Here is a 16,067-nt window from a genome sequence, read left to right on the forward strand (position 1 = left end):
CTGTATATGACTAGTAAAGCTAAAGAGCTGAGTGCGGAAGCGCTTGGAGAAGAATTAATCGGGATACGCCGTCATCTGCATCGGCACCCGGAACTGTCGAACGAAGAATATGAGACAACAAAATATATTATTTCCCTGCTGGAGCGGGCAGGAGTCAGGGTCGTAGATTACGGTCTGTCTACCGGAGTGATCGCAGAAATTGGGGGCAAGCAGCCCGGTCCGGTCATCGCGCTGCGCGCAGATATCGATGCCTTGCCAATCCAGGAGGAAACTGGAGCAGCTTATGCTTCGTTGTATCCCGGCAAAATGCATGCCTGCGGACATGATTTCCATACGGCTGCCTTGATCGGTGCCGCCTATCAATTGAAGCAGCGAGAGGGTCAGTTACTAGGAACGGTACGCCTGTTGTTTCAACCGGCTGAAGAGAAGGCGCAAGGGGCACAGCGGATCATTGCTAGCGGGGCGCTAGAAGAAGTCCGGGCAGTAATCGGGCTGCATAATAAGCCGGAACTGCCAGTCGGAACGATCGGTATTACGGCGGGCCCTTTAATGGCAGCGGCTGACGGGTTTGTGATTGAAGTGCAGGGTGGCAGTTCTCATGCTGCCGTTCCAGAAGCTGGGATAGACCCGATTGTAGCTGCTTCGCATATCGTGACTGCATTTCAATCCATTGTAAGTCGCAATGTCAGTCCCCTACAAAGTGCGGTGGTCAGTGTGACGCAGATTCACAGCGGAAATTCATGGAATATCATCCCCGAAAAAGCCGTGCTTGAGGGTACAATCCGTACCTTTGATGAAACGGTGCGCAGCAAAGTACTTGACCGCTTTCGGGAAGTGGCGACTGGTGTGGCAGCTGCTCTTGGAGCAAAAGCCACTGTCCGCTGGATCGAAGGGCCGCCTCCGGTCATCAACGACGCCGCCTTAGCGGCGTTAGGGGTAGAGTCGGCTGAAGCTCTTGGCTACCGAGCGGTCAAACCAGAGCTTTCACTGGCCGGAGAGGATTTTGCCTTCTATCAGCGCGTGGTACCGGGATTGTTCGTCTTTATAGGTACTGAAGGAAGCCAAGAATGGCATCATCCAGCCTTCAATCTGGATGAACAGGCACTCCCTGTGGCAGCACGTTTCCTTGCGGATGCGGCTGTACGTTCCCTTGAGTACTACAATTCCGGTGGAGGTGCAGAATTATAGCTGAACATAAAAGTTACGATGTAATTATCGTAGGCGCAGGCTCGATGGGCATGAGCGCTGGTTACAATCTTGCGAGGCGTGGAGTGAAGACGCTACTAGTGGATACCTTCGATCCTCCACATACACAGGGCAGCCATCACGGGGAATCCCGGCTGATCCGGCATGCTTACAGCGGTGACCCCGCCTACACTGATTTAGCTTTACGGGCAGATAAACTATGGAAAGAAGCGGAACAGTTGAGCGGAACAGAACTCCTTGTCCGCTCAGGTGTCTTGAATCTCGCGGATAGCGCAGTGTATTCCTTCAACGGTCGTCTCGAAGAAGCGAAGAAACGGAAGGTGCAGGTCCATCATCTGGATGCCGAAGAGATCCGGCGGCGCTGGCCGGCATTGAACATACCAGAATCATTCGCGGCAATGTATGAACCAGATGCCGGATATTTGTACAGCGAACGCTGTATTTCCGCCTACCGTCAGCTTGCCCTTGGACATGGTGCGGAACTGTTGACGAACACTCCAGTAGTGAATGTCACCGCTCGCGAAGGCAGCGTTACGGTTCATACGACAAATGGCGATTATCACGGAGCGGCAGCTATTCTTAGTGCCGGAGCTTGGTTTGGCAAATTGGCACCTTTTGTACATTTGCCGATTAAAGCAATCCGCAAAGTTGTGGGCTGGTTTGAGAGCTCCCCTGCTTTTGCTGCTGGTAATTTCCCTGGCTTTACGTTAGGAGCAGAGGAAGGTGGCTATTACGGATTTCCCAGCATCGATGGAGCTGGCCTGAAGATCGGCCGGCATGATACAGGGCTGGAATGGATGCCGGGTACACAGCTTGCCCCGTTCGGCAGTGAAGCCAGCGATGAGGGTGACCTCCGCAAGGTACTGGAGTCTTACATGCCCGGTGCAGCTGGTCGATTGCTAAAAGGTTCTGCATGTAAATATGAGCATACGCCTGATGAAGATTTCATTATAGACTGCCATCCGCTCCATTCCAATGTGCTGATAGCGGGAGGGTTTTCGGGGCATGGTTTTAAATTTTCTAGTGTTGTGGGTGAAATACTGGCTGACATAGCGATCGGTGGAGTTACAACTCATAACATCCAGCCTTTTTCGTTATCTCGTTTCGCACCACCGGATCATTCGCGAACAAGTCATATATTGGAGGGGATTTAATGAGCAGAGTTCAAATCAGTGATTATCTAAGGACGTATCATCAATTAGTAAAGTCGACCGCCGGGTTAACGGAGGAACAACTGAAATGGAAGGCAGAACCCGCCAGTTGGAGTGTGACTGAGGTACTGACTCATCTGGCTGATCACAGCATCGTAGTTTCGTTCCGCATTCGTGATATTCTCGCTGCTACGACTGCACAGCTTCCAGTCTTCAATCAGGATGCTTGGGTCAGCGGTCAGTACGCCAACAGCGGCAATGCTTCCGACAATCTGGAGCTGTTCCGCAGCCTGCTTTACTATAACAGCCTTTTGTTTGAACGGCTTAGCGAAGAAGATTGGGAGAAAAGCGGAATTAATTTCAAAGGGGAGACCGTGAAAATTTCCGATATCGTGCACGGCTTCACTGGACATGTGGAGAGACATCTTGGTCAGATCGAGCGAATCAAACAGGGCGCAGCTAATGCATCGTTTGTGCAATGATTGCTTCCGAAGTCAGTTTTGCATGAAGTGAAATCAAGGAAGCTTATGCTCACAAAACTTTTAGGAGGAATGAACATGACCAAACCAAGACAACTGAAGCTGGGTGCACTGCTGCATGGGGTAGGGGGCAGCACGTCGATGTGGCGCCATCCAGATGCCAAACCAGATGCCAGTGTAAACTTTGAATTATACAAAGAGTGGGTACAGAAGGCAGAAGAAGGCAAGTTGGATCTGATCTTCATCGCAGACGGTCTGTACATTAATGAAAAGTCCATTCCTCATTTCCTTAACCGGTTTGAGCCGCTGACTATTCTTAGCGCACTCGCAGCCGTCAGCACTAACATCGGTTTAGTTGGTACCTTGTCTACCTCGTACAGTGAACCATTTACCGTAGCGCGTCAATTCGGCTCACTGGATGTAATCAGCGGCGGCCGGGCCGGCTGGAATGTGGTGACTTCACCTCTGGAAGGTTCTGCGTCAAATTACAGCAAAAAAGAGCATCCTGACCATGGCAAGCGCTACCGCATTGCCACCGAATATTTGCAGGTGACACGCGGACTATGGGATTCTTGGGAGGATGATGCGTTTGTACGAGACAAGGAATCAGGTGTATTCTTTGATCCGCAAAAAATGCATACCCTGGACCATCAAGGAGAGTTCTTCTCTGTGAAGGGGCCGCTGAATATTGCTCGTTCGAAACAGGGGCAGCCAGTTGTATTTCAGGCAGGATCCTCGGAAGTCGGTAAGAATTACGCCTCCAAGGAAGCAGATGCTATCTTCACTGGACACGAAACGCTAGAAGATGCCCAAGCATTCTATAACGATGTTAAGACACGGGTAGCTTCGTTTGACCGGAATCCGGATGAAGTGCTGATCTTCCCTGGAATTGCTCCAATCATCGGTGACACGCCGGAGGAGGCAGAGCGCAAGTACCAGGAGGTTGCTGGCCTTGTAACGATTGAGAATGCACTGAACTACTTAGGCAGATTCTTCGAGCATCATGATTTCTCGCAATATCCGCTGGATGAGCCGTTCCCTGAGCTTGGTGAGTTGGGGCGCAATAGCTTTCAGAGCGGCACGGATAAAATCAAAAAGGATGCGAAGGAGAAAGGCTTGACGCTTCGACAGGTTGCCTTACAATCGGCTACCCCACGCAGCAGCTTCATTGGCACACCGGAGCAAGTAGCTGATCAGATTCAATCTTGGTTTGAAAGTGGTGGGGCAGATGGATTTATGATCGCGGCTGCCGTCCCTAACGGACTAGAGGAATTCATCGATCGGGTGGTGCCGATTCTGCAGGAGCGGGGTTTGTTCCGCACTGAATACGAAAGTGACACGCTGCGTGGAAACCTCGGCATACCGTTGCCGGAGAACCGTTATTCCAAAGCTTCTCAACCAGCAGGGCAAATTTGACGGTTGATCCAGTATTCGCAATCCACCAAAACTCGAATATTGCGGAGATGATGCATTACGCCGGCCAGCTGCAGGATGAAATGATTGAATACCGTCGTGATTTGCATGCCCATCCGGAGCTACTGTATGATGTCGTCCGCACTTCTAATAAAGTAGCAGAATTGTTAGAGGAGTGGGGGATCACAGTACGTAGAAATGGCGGCAAACATTTCGGAATGGGAGTGGTCGGCCTCCTGCAAGGCTTAGCAGACAATGGCAATAGTGGGCCTACTCTTCTTCTAAGGGCTGATATGGATGCCCTGCCGATACAAGAGTGCAATGAGTTACCTTACAAGTCAGTCAATGACGGCATCATGCACGCCTGTGGCCATGATGCCCATACCGCTATGCTGTTGGGGGCTGCCCGAACCTTGGCAGCCTTCCGGGAACGATTGATGGGTACGATCATTTTCGTCTTCCAGCCAGCTGAGGAAGGCGCGGTCAAGAGTCCGCTTGATGGAAGATTACTCTCAGGCGGCCGCGATCTCATTGAGGATAACGTGCTGGAAGGTGTCGACTATGCCTACGCGCTACATGTCATGCCAGAGCTTCTGGTAGGAACGCTTGGTATTCACCCTCATGGTGCCATGGCAGCGTCAAGCCATTTTAAGGTGGAATTTCAGGGAACATCCGGTCATCATAGTGCTCCGCACAGAGCTGTAGATGCGATCCAGATGGCGGCACGATATATAGGAGAGATTAACGGAATGATGGCTAATCGAATCGATCCGCAGGAGGCGGCGGTGTTGGCCTTCGGAACGTTGCAGGCTGGTACTGCTGTTAATGTGATCGCTGAACACAGTGAACTGACAGGAACGTTCAGAGCGTTTACCAAGACGACGGTAGCTGCAATTACAAATGGTTTACAGCGCCATGCTTCAGCTATAGCTGAGTCTTATGGAGGGAAATACAAGCTGGAGCTGCGTGAAGGAATTGCAGTAGTGAACAATGCGGAAGCGGTGCAGCAGGTGCTTCATGCAGCCCGTGCAGTTCTAGGTGAGGATCAGGTAATACTTCTGGAGCAGCCAAGTCTGGCTGGTGAGGATTTTGGTTGGTATCTTGATAAAGTTCCTGGTGCCTTAGCCTTTATCGGTTGCGGCAATAAGGAGAAGGGAATTCTCCATGCTATCCATCAGCCACAGTTTAATATCGATGAAGCGATGCTAGTTCATGGTGCGAGGGTACTGGTTAGACTCGCAATACAGCATAATGGATCGGCCAGCGGCAAACAAAAGTAAAAGGTACCCCAATGGGATACCTTTTACTTTTGTTTAGGCTTGTCAACTCACCAGAAATACGTTCCGAATGAGTAACCGTTTTTCCCAAAGAATGTTATCTCCCCGCTTGTCACGCCCTCAGGAATGTCAAAAAACATGCCTTGTTTACCCGAGATATCATAGGTGTGAGTTACTCTCTTATCATGAACTTTGTAACTTACCTCGAAATGACTGAATTGCTTCTTAAGACCTTGATCGAACATACCGACACTAACGAGTTGTCCGCTCCTCTTCACTTGGACGTCGTCTCCATCATCCCCCATGCCTAAATCCATACTCCAGTCCAAACTCCCGTTTTTTAAACGATCGACGTATTTCAACGTAAGCGATTCTACGCCATCTTCCTCTTCGATATGTAAGAGTACAGCTGTATATTTATCAATAATCCGAGAATCCAGAACTGGGAGTCCGCTCAAAATAGCAAATTCAGTTAACTCCTGCTCTGTTATTGCCTCTCCTGAGGGATCATCCATCTCGATAGGTTTCATTCCTAGCCAATCTTCCCACTCCTCAGGAGATTCGAGTTCAGCACGAAAGTCATCATCCGTGGTAATGATCGCTGTTCTAGTTGCTACATCCCAATCAACGGAGATCCCGATTCGTTCGGCAATAGCACGCAATGGAACCATAATATCACTGCCGGAGAGATAAGGTGTAGGACTCTTCCAATTGATCCAAACATCAGAATCCTCTATATCTTCGTTGTAATCGCTAAACATATAATCACTTTTATCCGGATAAATAGAAAGTGCTCCATTAAAATGTGAAATAAACACATGTGGATAAGGGTTATCTATAAACTTCGTAATATCGGCTTGAATGTCGGGATGCTCAAAAATTTGGGTTGGAACGAAGGTTTTTCCCTCTATTAAAGTAGGCAACTCATCTTGAAAGGAAAAGTTTATGCCATTAATTGTAACGGAGGGTTGGATTGCAGAACGTTGGATAGAATCGGATAACTTCGGTACAACAGAAGCCGATGCGAAGATCGGAGTCGAATTGGAAGCTGATAAGAAAAGAATAAGTAATACGTTCATGAAGCGGCGGTTGTGCATGAATACAATTCTCCTTTTTTTGTTTATCACTTTAATAATCAAATCAATATCCTAAATATACCATGTGGAGATTATTATAGGCGATTCTTAGCACAGGCTTAAATCGAGTAGTTTTTTCTTAACAGGATCATTAGTTTGACATTATGCAAGCACTTAACTATACTTATTATAGTGACTTACTTAATTATATTGAATCGACAAATCATAAATGAATTCTAACTTTTTAAAGAAAAGAGGGTAATCATGGAACAATATCGGATCAATGCAGACAATGGCTTAGAGTTTGGACTTTATACATTAGGTGATCATCTAGCGAACCCCGAAACTGGAAGCCGAATATCTGCCAAACAACGCATACGTGAAATTATTGACTTGGCTCAATTAGCGGAGCAAGCAGGAATTGATTTTTTTAGTGTAGGAGAGAGTCATCAAGAGTATTTTGCTACTCAGGCGCATACCGTCGTGCTGTCAGCTATTGCACAGGCTACTAAGAAAATGAAAATAGGTAGCTCATCTACGATTATAAGCACCTCTGATCCGGTTAGGGTGTACGAAGATTTCGCTACAATTGATTTGATCTCAAATGGTCGAGCTGAAATAATAGCTGGCCGTGCCTCTAGAGTGGGGTTATATGAACTATTGGGCTATGATCTTAATGATTATGAGGAATTATTTGAAGAAAAATTCGACTTGTTATTAAAGATAAATGAAAACGAAGTTATGAATTGGAAGGGAGAATTTCGTAACCCTCTCAAAAATGCAAGAATCCTTCCCCGTCCTGAGGGAAACTTACCGATATGGAGAGCTGTAGGGGGAACTTCTGCCAGTGCGATCAAAGCAGGCATTGCAGGTGTTCCAATGTTTTTGGCCCATTTAGGGGGTCCTGCAGTCTTGTTTAAAAGATCCATTGATGCTTATCGTGAAGCTGCAAGCCAGAACGGATTTGATCCGTCGAAGCTGCCTGTAGCGACTGCTGGATTCTTTTACGCAGATGAAACGACACAGAAGGCACAAAGAGCCTATTATCCATATATAAACGAAGGAATGAAATTAACCAATGGACGTGGTTTTCCTAAACAGGCGTTTGCTCAAGGAGCCGATCCCCGCGATGTTATGAATATTGGCAGCCCACAGGAAATCATTGAAAAAATTCTATATCAACATGAACTCTTCGGCCATCAACGATATATCGCACAAATGGATTATGGTGGCGTACCTTTTGAAAATTTAATGAAAAACATAGATTTAATTGGTTCTGAAATTCTACCAGCTATTAAAAAATATACGGCAAAAAAATAAACTCCAGGAGGTCAGAATTATGAAAATTGTAGCATTATCAGGGTCAAAGATAGGATCGAAAACCAGAATCGCTATGAATTACACAATAAATTCGTTTCATGAAAAATACAAAGATGCAGAAGTTACGCTTCTAGATCTGGCGGAGTATGATGTTCAATTCAGTGATGGTCGCAATTATCTGGAATACGAAGGGGACACCAAGTACGTAATTCAAACGATCATGGAAGCAGATGTTATCGTAATCGGAACGCCTATATTTCAAGCTTCCATCCCAGCAACACTAAAGAATATATTCGATTTAGCACCCGAAAAAGCATTTCAACACAAGGTTGTAAGTATGCTCGTCACGGCAGGTTCTGCACGTCACTATCTGGTAGCTGAGCAGCAATTGAAACCGATATTGGCCTATATGAAAGCGCAAATTGTTCAAACGTATGTATTTATAGAAGAGAAGGATTTTTATCGAAAAGAAATAGTAAATGATGATGTGCTATTCCGTATAGACCGCTTAGTGGAAGATACCTATGTACTTTCTGAGACCTATGCCAAAATTCGAGAGGCTGAAGAAGCTAAATATGGTTTCTAAGAAAGATCGAAATAGGCTAACATTTCGCAAACTAGTTACTATTTTCCAAGTCACCCTTCATCCTTTAGGATGAGGGGTTATTTGTACAATTTCGTTCCAATAAGGCTCCCAGCTGTTCTGCTAATACTTGATAGGTTACTGGTCTTTCGTTCGTAAACCACCATTCAACTACACCTACATACGAAGAAGCTACAAATTGTACGACTAGATCCTTATTTAATCCTTCGTTTTTACCCTTTGTGATATCCACTTCGTCTTTGAACTCTTCTATAAGAAATTCCAGAAAACGACTCCGGAAGAAAGGGGCTCCTTTACTAGCCAACATCATAGAGAAAAAGGCATAGTTACTCTCAAAGTATTCCGTCCAAATCACGGACCCCGTTACAAAATCCAAATCAGAGGCTGCTTCACATTTTTCACGAAGTTCATTGATATGCTTCTCGATAAGCTTATCAAGAAGATCATATTTATCCATATAGTGAAGGTAAATAGTACCACGGCTTACGTTTGCTTTATCTGAGAGTTCCTGAATGGTTATATCATCAAAATTTTTCACAGTCATTAGTTCAATGACTGCTGTCTTCAGGGCTTCCTGTGTTTTTAAGATTCTTCGATCGACTTTAGACAATTTGCTCACCGAACTTTCTTTATTCATCAATTAAAGAGTAAGAATTCATTATATAACATACTATAACGAGCTCATCAATGGGACATCTGTTTTAAATTTATATAAAAGAATCGCGAATACGCAGTAGGAAATAAACAATTTCGATGGTTTTGTTTATTAATGTACAAATCGCATCAAATTAACAATTGGCACCAAATTTAATCCGATTATAATAATAGACATGTGATCATTATTGTAATTATGCGTATTAAATATTGGTTACAACTACTCATGTGCTAAGTATTCCAGCAGCAAAATCGGAATAAGAAGTTTAGGAGGAAATGATTATGAATAATCGCACATGGCTTATCACCGGTGTGAGCAGTGGTTTTGGTTATGAGATGACGAAACAGCTTCTTCAGAAGGGCAATAAGGTTATCGGTACTGTTCGTAACAAAAGCAAGGTCGCTGACCTCATTGAGAAGTATCCCGAAACCTTCAGTTGCGAGATTCTAGATGTGACCGATTTTCCAGCCATTCGAAATCTTGTCGATAGATCTTTTGAAAAGTTTGGACGTATCGACGTTATCATAAGCAATGCTGGTTATGGACTTTTTGGGGCTGCAGAAGAACTCTCTGACGACGAGGTTAATCATATCATTGCCACGAATCTAACGGGGTCCATCCAGCTTATTCGTTCAGCTATCCCGCATTTGCGCACTCAGGGTGGTGGACGCATTATTCAGATCTCCTCCTATGGTGGGCAGGTCGCCTTCCCAGGAAATTCGATGTACCATGCGACCAAGTTTGGGATAGAGGGCTTTTGTGAGTCCGTTGCTCAGGAGGTTGAAGCTTTCAACATCGGTATTACATTGGTGGAGCCGGGAGGAGCCCGTACCGAGTTCCGTTATGGGAGCGCACAGGTAGCGAAACTCATGACAGAATACGAAGGCAACCCAGCACATAACTTTTTGAACATGCTGGACGCTTCTAAGAGTTTAGCTCCTGGAGATCCTGTGCGGATGGCTGCCCGAATCATAGAAAGTGTTGAATTAGAACCGGCACCGATACGAATGATACTTGGATCTCATGCACTGGCAAGCACGATTTCGACCCTCAAAGCTCGTGTTGCCGACTATGAGAAGCAGACTGAACTGGCAGCTTCTACTGATTTTCCAGCGGGAGAGTAAGAGGATCGCAGTGCACTAATAATCATTAACTATAGGAAGAAAGTAGGAATCAACGATGAAAAATGAACAACTTAGTAGCAGCACTATTTTTCCTTTAGGGGAAAAGGTTAAAGCAAACTTTACGGGTGACGCTTATTTGCAAATGGTGTTTACAGATCCGAAGCCGCTTAATACCGCAATTGGTAATGTAACCTTTGCTCCAGGCGCACGCAATAACTGGCATGCTCATAAGGTTGGACAAGTTCTGTTAGTCACTGGTGGAAATGGCTGGTATCAGGAAGAAGGAAAACCTGCTCAATTGCTCGAAATAGGTGATGTGGTCAACATTCCAGCTAATGTGAGACATTGGCATGGCGCGACAAAGGATAGTTGGTTCGTTCATTTGGCTATGACTCCAGGCGAAACAGAATGGTTTGAAGCTGTCGAGGATGAATGGTTTGAAGCACTGTAAGAACTAAAACTCATTTAAATATAGAAATGGAGGCTTGCTTTATGGAATATATCAAATTTGGAAATACGGGAATGGACGTCTCTCGGATTTGCCTTGGTTGTATGAGCTTTGGAAAAGTGCTGCCTGGAGGGCACCAATGGGTGCTCGATGAGGAGAACAGTCGTCCTATCATTAAAAGAGCGCTTGAGCTTGGCATCAATTTTTTTGATACAGCTAATATTTACGCAAGTGGTTCCAGTGAAGAGATTATCGGACGTGCGCTTAAGGACTATGCGAATCGGGATGAAATTGTACTTGCCACGAAGGTCTGGGGCCAGATGCGTCCAGGTCCTAATGGTGGTGGGCTTTCTCGAAAAGCTATTATGAGCGAAATAGATAACAGTTTGAAGAGACTTGGGACCGATTATGTGGATCTCTATATCATTCACCGCTGGGATTATAACACACCCATTGAAGAAACCATGGAGGCCTTGCATGATGTAGTGAAGTCTGGAAAGGCTAGATATATCGGTGCGTCTGCTATGTATGCTTGGCAGTTCCAAAAAGCATTACATGTGGCCGAGAAAAATAGCTGGACTCGCTTTGTATCCATGCAAAATCACCTTAATCTCATCTACCGAGAAGAGGAAAGGGAAATGATGCCGCTTTGTCAGGATCAAAAAATTGCGGTAACTCCTTATAGTCCTCTGGCATCAGGAAGATTGATTCGTGATTGGTCGGAAACAACACGCAGATCCGAAACCGATCTCATTCAAAAATCAAAGTATGATTCAACTGCTGATGTAGATCGATTAATTGTTGAGCGAGTAGCGTCGTTAGCAGAGAAACGAGGCGTACCACGTACTCATATCGCACTTGCATGGCTGTTGCAAAAAGCTTCTGTAGCTGCTCCAATTGTGGGCGCGACGAAAATTGCTCAGCTCGAAGATTCAGTAGATGCTCTAGCGGTGAAATTATCACCTGAAGAAATTTCATTCCTTGAAGAGTTGTATGTTCCACATCCAATAGTTGGAGCTCAGTAATGAAGACTGGTTAAGCTTGTCACTTAAACGTAGACCTTTTCGCTGTCTTTGTGCATTCGAATATTAAAATAAAGCCGATGATCTAAACCAAAAGATCATCGGTTTTTTGTTTGCTTAATAAGATAACGGACCATGTATCTCTTAACGTAATTCACTTGGAGTCCGTTGTTTAATCTGTTTAAATACTCTGTTAAAGGTACGGATATTAGTGAAACCGCATTCCAGTGCGATATCTAAAATGGATTTGTCTGTGGTCAGCAGCAGCTGTTCTGCTTGGTTGACTCGGATGTTGCTAAGGTATGCAATATAGCTCATACCCGAAAGACTCTTGAAGAAGCGGGAGAAATAAAAGAGGCTCATATTGGCTTGCCTTGCGGCGTCAGCAAGTGTGATGGGATGCATGTAGTTGACGTCGAGGTATTCAAGAACCCCTTGCATAATCTTCATGTTAGTGATGCGCCTTTTATCTTTCTGTGGATTAATCTTATCCAAGGGAACATGCCGTAAAATGAGTCCGCTCCACTCGTGCAAAAGGCCGATGATTACCTGTTCATGATATTCCAGCTTCTGATTATATTCGTCCATAAGTTCCTGCAGGATCTGAGAAAGACGATTGTTGATACGCACTTCTTCTTCTCGTATAGCTCGTTTCTCCATAAATGGGGAAGTCAGCCTCACATTCAAAGGCCATCCACCAGGAAAACCGATTAATGAAGGATTGAATATCACCATCATTATCTTGGAGCTGCTGTCTTTACTGTCATAGTAGTGGATGTCTCCGCTGCTGCATATAGCCATATCTCCCGCTTTCAAGATCCTTGTTTCGGAGTTAATTCCCATCCGAATTGAACCTTCAAATACATAGACTATCTCAAGATCGTTATGCCAGTGGGCTAGAAAATCAATATCATTAGACATTATTACAGTGAAGGGGAACGTCGAATGGTAAGTTCTATTTTCGTGAAAGGCTTTCATGAGATCTCCTGTTCATGTGGTTTGAATTTTAGGTTCACCTCTAAAACTTAGCAAAAAATGACCATTCCTACAAGTGAAATGGCGAGCACACCTCTCTGATCTGGATTACAATTTCATCAGATGGACGAAAGGTTGATTACATATATAAAGGAAAAGGAGATTGCAGGATGACGAAGAAAGCATTGATTGTAAAAGGTGGATGGGATGGGCATGAACCAAATGAAGTAGCCGCAATTTTTGCTGGCATTCTAGAGGCTGAAGGCTTTGAAGTTGAAGTGTCTGATACGCTGGAGAGCTTCAACAGTGCAGAGAAGCTTACGGATTTAAGCCTTATTGTACCGGTATGGACCATGGGAGAAATCAGTAATGATCAGGTATCCTCAGTTCTGAAGGCAGTAGCTTCTGGAGTAGGAATTGCCGGTTGTCATGGAGGGATGTGCGACTCTTTCCGTAACAATACAGAGTGGCAATTTTTGACTGGGTCACAATGGGTAGCACATCCATTTAACGATGGGGTAGAGTATGAAGTTAATATCGTACATTCTGGCTCCAGTCCCATTGTGGAGGGTATCCAAGACTTCAAGGTGAAATCGGAACAATATTATTTACATGTAGATCCTGCAGTGGATGTCTTGGCAACAACTACGTTTGTAATGAGTGAGGGTGAGCATTCAGCAAATGGTGTCATCAGGATGCCCGTTGTATATACGAAGAAATGGGGAAAAGGGAAGGTTTTCTATAATTCACTTGGCCATCATGCAGACGTTTTCGATATACCGGAAGCCAAGGAACTGATGCGAAAAGGCTTTTTGTGGGCGGCTAACTAAAACTGAGATAAGGTGGGAATGATCTTGCGCAAAGTGAAGGTAGGTATAGTCGGCTGCGGTAACATCAGCAGCATTTATTTTGAGAATTTGAATGGGACCTTCGTTAATACTGAGGTCTATGCTTGTTCCGACCTGGATAAAAGTCGTGCAGAGCAAGCGGCGGAGAAATATGGCGTTCCTCATGTATGGACGACAGAACAATTACTTGCTTCGGAAGAGATTGAAATAGTCGTTAATCTAACAACGCCTAATTTTCATTTTGACGTGTGCAAGCAAGCCTTGCTAGCTGGCAAGCATGTGTATGTGGAGAAGCCCTTATCACTTTCCCTTGAAAATGGCACTGAGCTAGTTCGTCTGGCGAAGGAAAAGAACCTGTTCCTTGGCTGCGCACCAGATACTTTCCTTGGAGGCGGTCTGCAAACCTGCAGTAAGCTGATTGCGGATGGTTATATCGGGGAGCCGGTGGCAGCAACTGCCTTTATGCTTTGTCATGGACATGAAAGCTGGCATCCTGATCCGGAATTTTATTATAAAGCCGGTGGAGGACCCATGTTTGACATGGGACCCTACTATCTAACTGCGTTAGTATCTTTGCTAGGCCCAGCTAAAACAGTATGCGGCATCACTAAAACCTCTTTTGCTCATAGAACGATCACGAGCGACAAAAAGTTTGGCAAAGTCATTGATGTAGAGGTGCCCACACATGTTGCTGGAACGATTGAGTTTGACAGTGGCGCTGTGGCAACCATGATTACCAGCTTTGATGTTTGGCACAGTACTTTACCGAGGATCGAAATCTACGGATCGCAAGGAACCTTGATCGTACCGGACCCTAACAACTTTGGAGGGCCGATCCTTTTACGCCCGGCACACAGCTCGGAATTCCAAGAGATCCCACTTATCTACAATTATGCAGATAATAGTAGAGGCATAGGAGTAGCAGATATGGCACACTGCATCGACACGGGGGAGACTCCTCGTGCAAACGGAGAACTCGCCAATCACGTACTTGAGATCATGCATGCATTCCATACAAGTTCCGACTCTAAGCAATATGCTCAACTGGTAACCAGCTGCGAGCAGCCCAAGCCATTGCCGCTGGGCTTAGTCAAAGGGTATTTAGAGTAGTAATTTCCCAGAACAAATACTAAATGTATGCTGCAGATAATCAGCTTTCAAAAAGGGTAGAAGACAGATCTTTAAGTCTTCTACCCTTTTTGGTTTGATGAATCGCAGCATACACCAAATCTTCACCATACACTTACCAGACAGGTCTTGATCTCATAGTAGATTTATCTTCATTTGCTTTATATACAAGTGTTGTTAAATCATCTTTGAGCATCTGCAGTCGTTCAGCACCTATGATTTCAATCCAACGTTGCTCAATCTCAGTTAGTATTTCCTCTTTTGCTTTCACTGCTAACCAACCTCGCTCAGTCAAAACAATGATTTTTCCTCTCTTGTCAGTGGGATGATTTTCGCGAATTACATAACCACTTTTCTCAAGATAATCTACCATTTTACTTACAGCTTGCTTCGTAATTCCTAAATATTCGGCTAATTCTATACCTGTTGCTCCGTTTGGAGCAATACACTTAAACATAAAACCATGTACAGGTCTAATATCTGCAAATCCTAATTCACGCAATCTATCATGTAGTTCATTAATTGATGTACTAAAGGATACTGATAAAAGTGTTGTCAGATCCAATTCACTAAAGATTTCCTGAGTCATACATAAAACCTCCTTAAATAAAGTCAACTTAGTTGACTTTGTACGAAATACATTGTACTATGCGAAAAGTAGTCAATCAAGTTGACTATATTTTCTGTTGTGAAAGAAACAGGAATTACTGAAACAGAATTAATAAATTATGGAGGGTTCTCATGACTAATATTGTTAAAGTTAGAGCAAGTGTATTTATTCCAACACCGTGGACTGATCCTAGGAAGGATGAAGAAACAGGAAACGTAATCCATTTTGAAGGTGACTCACGTGAATTCACACCCTATGCTGTCAACGCTATGCGCTCCAGAGTGGAACAAGAAGTAGTTGTAGATTTTTACAAAAAAGATATTTTCACATATGCAAATACTGGTATTACAACAGAAAGAGTCACTACTCCAGATGGTTCTGTTAATAAAAAAACAGGAAAAGCTACTACAGAAGGTATTTTGTGCACTGATATTGTGTGGGGCTCTGAAGACGTTAGGTTTCAAATGAGTGCAAGTGCTAGCAATCCATTAAATGCATTTGCACCTCCAGTTGACTATCTTTTAATAGTTCATATTCAAAAGGATGGTACTGTCAATATGCAAGGAGCACATGATGGATTTCCTTGTTTTGAATTTTATAAACAAGTGAACTTTGGAACGTTCGAACAAATTTATACACATGATTACAGAGTAACTGGTGATACTCCTGAAGCTATGGCTGGAGAAATGGAGTATAGCTTCAAAAAAATATTATAAACAACATAAGAGTGC

The 16,067-nt window shown here is 44.5% G+C and carries 17 protein-coding genes; 13 read left to right on the forward strand and 4 right to left on the reverse strand.

Annotation, left to right across the window (positions count from 1 at the left end):
* The first annotated feature begins 6 nt into the window (after positions 1-6).
* The 5 genes from H70737_RS14535 (at position 7) to H70737_RS14555 (ending at position 5,529) form a co-directional block, all read left to right on the forward strand.
* Positions 7-1,188: an amidohydrolase gene (locus tag H70737_RS14535; protein WP_042188302.1), complete on the forward strand. Its 1,182-nt coding sequence runs from the start codon at positions 7-9 to the stop codon at positions 1,186-1,188.
* On the forward strand, positions 1,185-2,360 hold the full coding sequence (solA, locus tag H70737_RS14540) for an N-methyl-L-tryptophan oxidase (protein WP_081951122.1): 1,176 nt from the start codon (positions 1,185-1,187) through the stop codon (positions 2,358-2,360). The genes H70737_RS14535 and solA overlap by 4 nt, the downstream gene beginning before the upstream one ends.
* Complete coding sequence (locus H70737_RS14545) at positions 2,360-2,839, forward strand: DinB family protein (RefSeq protein WP_042188306.1); 480 nt, start codon at positions 2,360-2,362, stop codon at positions 2,837-2,839. The genes solA and H70737_RS14545 overlap by 1 nt, the downstream gene beginning before the upstream one ends.
* Before the next feature lie 75 nt (positions 2,840-2,914).
* Complete coding sequence (locus H70737_RS14550) at positions 2,915-4,252, forward strand: LLM class flavin-dependent oxidoreductase (RefSeq protein WP_042188307.1); 1,338 nt, start codon at positions 2,915-2,917, stop codon at positions 4,250-4,252.
* On the forward strand, positions 4,249-5,529 hold the full coding sequence (locus H70737_RS14555; RefSeq protein WP_231573456.1) for a M20 metallopeptidase family protein: 1,281 nt from the start codon (positions 4,249-4,251) through the stop codon (positions 5,527-5,529). The genes H70737_RS14550 and H70737_RS14555 overlap by 4 nt, the downstream gene beginning before the upstream one ends.
* Positions 5,530-5,576: 47 nt before the next feature.
* Here the strand turns inward: H70737_RS14555 and H70737_RS14560 are convergent, their stop codons facing one another.
* The gene (locus H70737_RS14560; protein ID WP_042188309.1) at positions 5,577-6,623 is read right to left on the reverse strand and encodes a stalk domain-containing protein; all 1,047 of its coding nucleotides are present in this window, start codon (positions 6,621-6,623) and stop codon (positions 5,577-5,579) included.
* A gap of 243 nt (positions 6,624-6,866) precedes the next feature.
* On the opposite strand from H70737_RS14560, the gene H70737_RS14565 reads away from it, so the two are divergent.
* Together H70737_RS14565 and H70737_RS14570 are read left to right on the forward strand one after the other, a co-directional pair.
* Entirely contained in the window at positions 6,867-7,922 is a 1,056-nt protein-coding gene (locus tag H70737_RS14565) for an LLM class flavin-dependent oxidoreductase (RefSeq protein WP_042188311.1), read from the forward strand.
* A 19-nt stretch (positions 7,923-7,941) separates the two neighbouring features.
* Positions 7,942-8,508, forward strand: a complete 567-nt coding sequence (locus tag H70737_RS14570; RefSeq protein ID WP_042188313.1) for an NADPH-dependent FMN reductase — start codon at positions 7,942-7,944, stop codon at positions 8,506-8,508.
* Between the two features lie 64 nt (positions 8,509-8,572).
* Here H70737_RS14570 and H70737_RS14575 read toward each other — a convergent pair whose 3' ends face one another.
* A complete protein-coding gene (locus H70737_RS14575; RefSeq protein WP_042188315.1) occupies positions 8,573-9,136 on the reverse strand; it encodes a TetR/AcrR family transcriptional regulator in 564 nt (187 codons plus the stop codon).
* 326 nt (positions 9,137-9,462) lie between these two features.
* Between H70737_RS14575 and H70737_RS14580 the strand changes: the two genes are divergently transcribed.
* From H70737_RS14580 to H70737_RS14590, 3 genes are read left to right on the forward strand one after another with little or no spacing between them, the layout of a single operon-like run.
* Complete coding sequence (locus tag H70737_RS14580) at positions 9,463-10,305, forward strand: SDR family oxidoreductase (RefSeq protein ID WP_042188317.1); 843 nt, start codon at positions 9,463-9,465, stop codon at positions 10,303-10,305.
* A 55-nt stretch (positions 10,306-10,360) separates the two neighbouring features.
* Positions 10,361-10,756 (forward strand): cupin domain-containing protein, encoded by a 396-nt coding sequence (locus tag H70737_RS14585; RefSeq protein ID WP_042188320.1) that lies wholly within the window; start codon positions 10,361-10,363, stop codon positions 10,754-10,756.
* A 41-nt stretch (positions 10,757-10,797) separates the two neighbouring features.
* Entirely contained in the window at positions 10,798-11,778 is a 981-nt protein-coding gene (locus tag H70737_RS14590; RefSeq protein ID WP_042188322.1) for an aldo/keto reductase, read from the forward strand.
* Between the two features lie 141 nt (positions 11,779-11,919).
* Here H70737_RS14590 and H70737_RS14595 read toward each other — a convergent pair whose 3' ends face one another.
* Entirely contained in the window at positions 11,920-12,753 is an 834-nt protein-coding gene (locus H70737_RS14595; RefSeq protein WP_042188324.1) for an AraC family transcriptional regulator, read from the reverse strand.
* Between the two features lie 167 nt (positions 12,754-12,920).
* Here H70737_RS14595 and H70737_RS14600 point away from each other — a divergent pair, with 167 nt between their 5' ends.
* Positions 12,921-13,580 carry a ThuA domain-containing protein gene (locus H70737_RS14600; protein ID WP_042188325.1) on the forward strand — a complete coding sequence of 220 codons (660 nt, stop codon included), beginning with the start codon at positions 12,921-12,923 and terminating at the stop codon, positions 13,578-13,580.
* 24 nt (positions 13,581-13,604) lie between these two features.
* Complete coding sequence (locus H70737_RS14605; protein WP_197071293.1) at positions 13,605-14,708, forward strand: Gfo/Idh/MocA family protein; 1,104 nt, start codon at positions 13,605-13,607, stop codon at positions 14,706-14,708.
* Between the two features lie 133 nt (positions 14,709-14,841).
* Here H70737_RS14605 and H70737_RS14610 read toward each other — a convergent pair whose 3' ends face one another.
* On the reverse strand, positions 14,842-15,315 hold the full coding sequence (locus H70737_RS14610; protein WP_042188327.1) for a MarR family winged helix-turn-helix transcriptional regulator: 474 nt from the start codon (positions 15,313-15,315) through the stop codon (positions 14,842-14,844).
* 152 nt (positions 15,316-15,467) lie between these two features.
* Between H70737_RS14610 and H70737_RS14615 the strand changes: the two genes are divergently transcribed.
* A complete protein-coding gene (locus tag H70737_RS14615) occupies positions 15,468-16,052 on the forward strand; it encodes a DUF3238 domain-containing protein (protein WP_042188329.1) in 585 nt (194 codons plus the stop codon).
* The last annotated feature ends 15 nt before the right edge of the window (positions 16,053-16,067 follow it).

The sequence above is a fragment of the Paenibacillus sp. FSL H7-0737 genome (genome assembly GCF_000758545.1).
Taxonomy (GTDB): Bacteria; Bacillota; Bacilli; order Paenibacillales; family Paenibacillaceae; genus Paenibacillus_AQ.

Excerpts from the sequence above, each read along its gene's own strand:
- H70737_RS14565 (WP_042188311.1), top strand. The coding sequence starts at position 6,867 with ATGGAACAATATCGGATCAATGCAGACAATGGCTTAGAGTTTGGACTT.
- H70737_RS14600 (WP_042188325.1), top strand. The coding sequence starts at position 12,921 with ATGACGAAGAAAGCATTGATTGTAAAAGGTGGATGGGATGGGCATGAA.
- H70737_RS14580 (WP_042188317.1), top strand. The coding sequence starts at position 9,463 with ATGAATAATCGCACATGGCTTATCACCGGTGTGAGCAGTGGTTTTGGT.
- H70737_RS14595 (WP_042188324.1), bottom strand. The coding sequence starts at position 12,753 with ATGAAAGCCTTTCACGAAAATAGAACTTACCATTCGACGTTCCCCTTC.
- H70737_RS14615 (WP_042188329.1), top strand. The coding sequence starts at position 15,468 with ATGACTAATATTGTTAAAGTTAGAGCAAGTGTATTTATTCCAACACCG.
- H70737_RS14550 (WP_042188307.1), top strand. The coding sequence starts at position 2,915 with ATGACCAAACCAAGACAACTGAAGCTGGGTGCACTGCTGCATGGGGTA.
- H70737_RS14590 (WP_042188322.1), top strand. The coding sequence starts at position 10,798 with ATGGAATATATCAAATTTGGAAATACGGGAATGGACGTCTCTCGGATT.
- H70737_RS14560 (WP_042188309.1), bottom strand. The coding sequence starts at position 6,623 with ATGCACAACCGCCGCTTCATGAACGTATTACTTATTCTTTTCTTATCA.
- H70737_RS14585 (WP_042188320.1), top strand. The coding sequence starts at position 10,361 with ATGAAAAATGAACAACTTAGTAGCAGCACTATTTTTCCTTTAGGGGAA.
- H70737_RS14570 (WP_042188313.1), top strand. The coding sequence starts at position 7,942 with ATGAAAATTGTAGCATTATCAGGGTCAAAGATAGGATCGAAAACCAGA.
- H70737_RS14545 (WP_042188306.1), top strand. The coding sequence starts at position 2,360 with ATGAGCAGAGTTCAAATCAGTGATTATCTAAGGACGTATCATCAATTA.
- H70737_RS14535 (WP_042188302.1), top strand. The coding sequence starts at position 7 with ATGACTAGTAAAGCTAAAGAGCTGAGTGCGGAAGCGCTTGGAGAAGAA.
- H70737_RS14610 (WP_042188327.1), bottom strand. The coding sequence starts at position 15,315 with ATGACTCAGGAAATCTTTAGTGAATTGGATCTGACAACACTTTTATCA.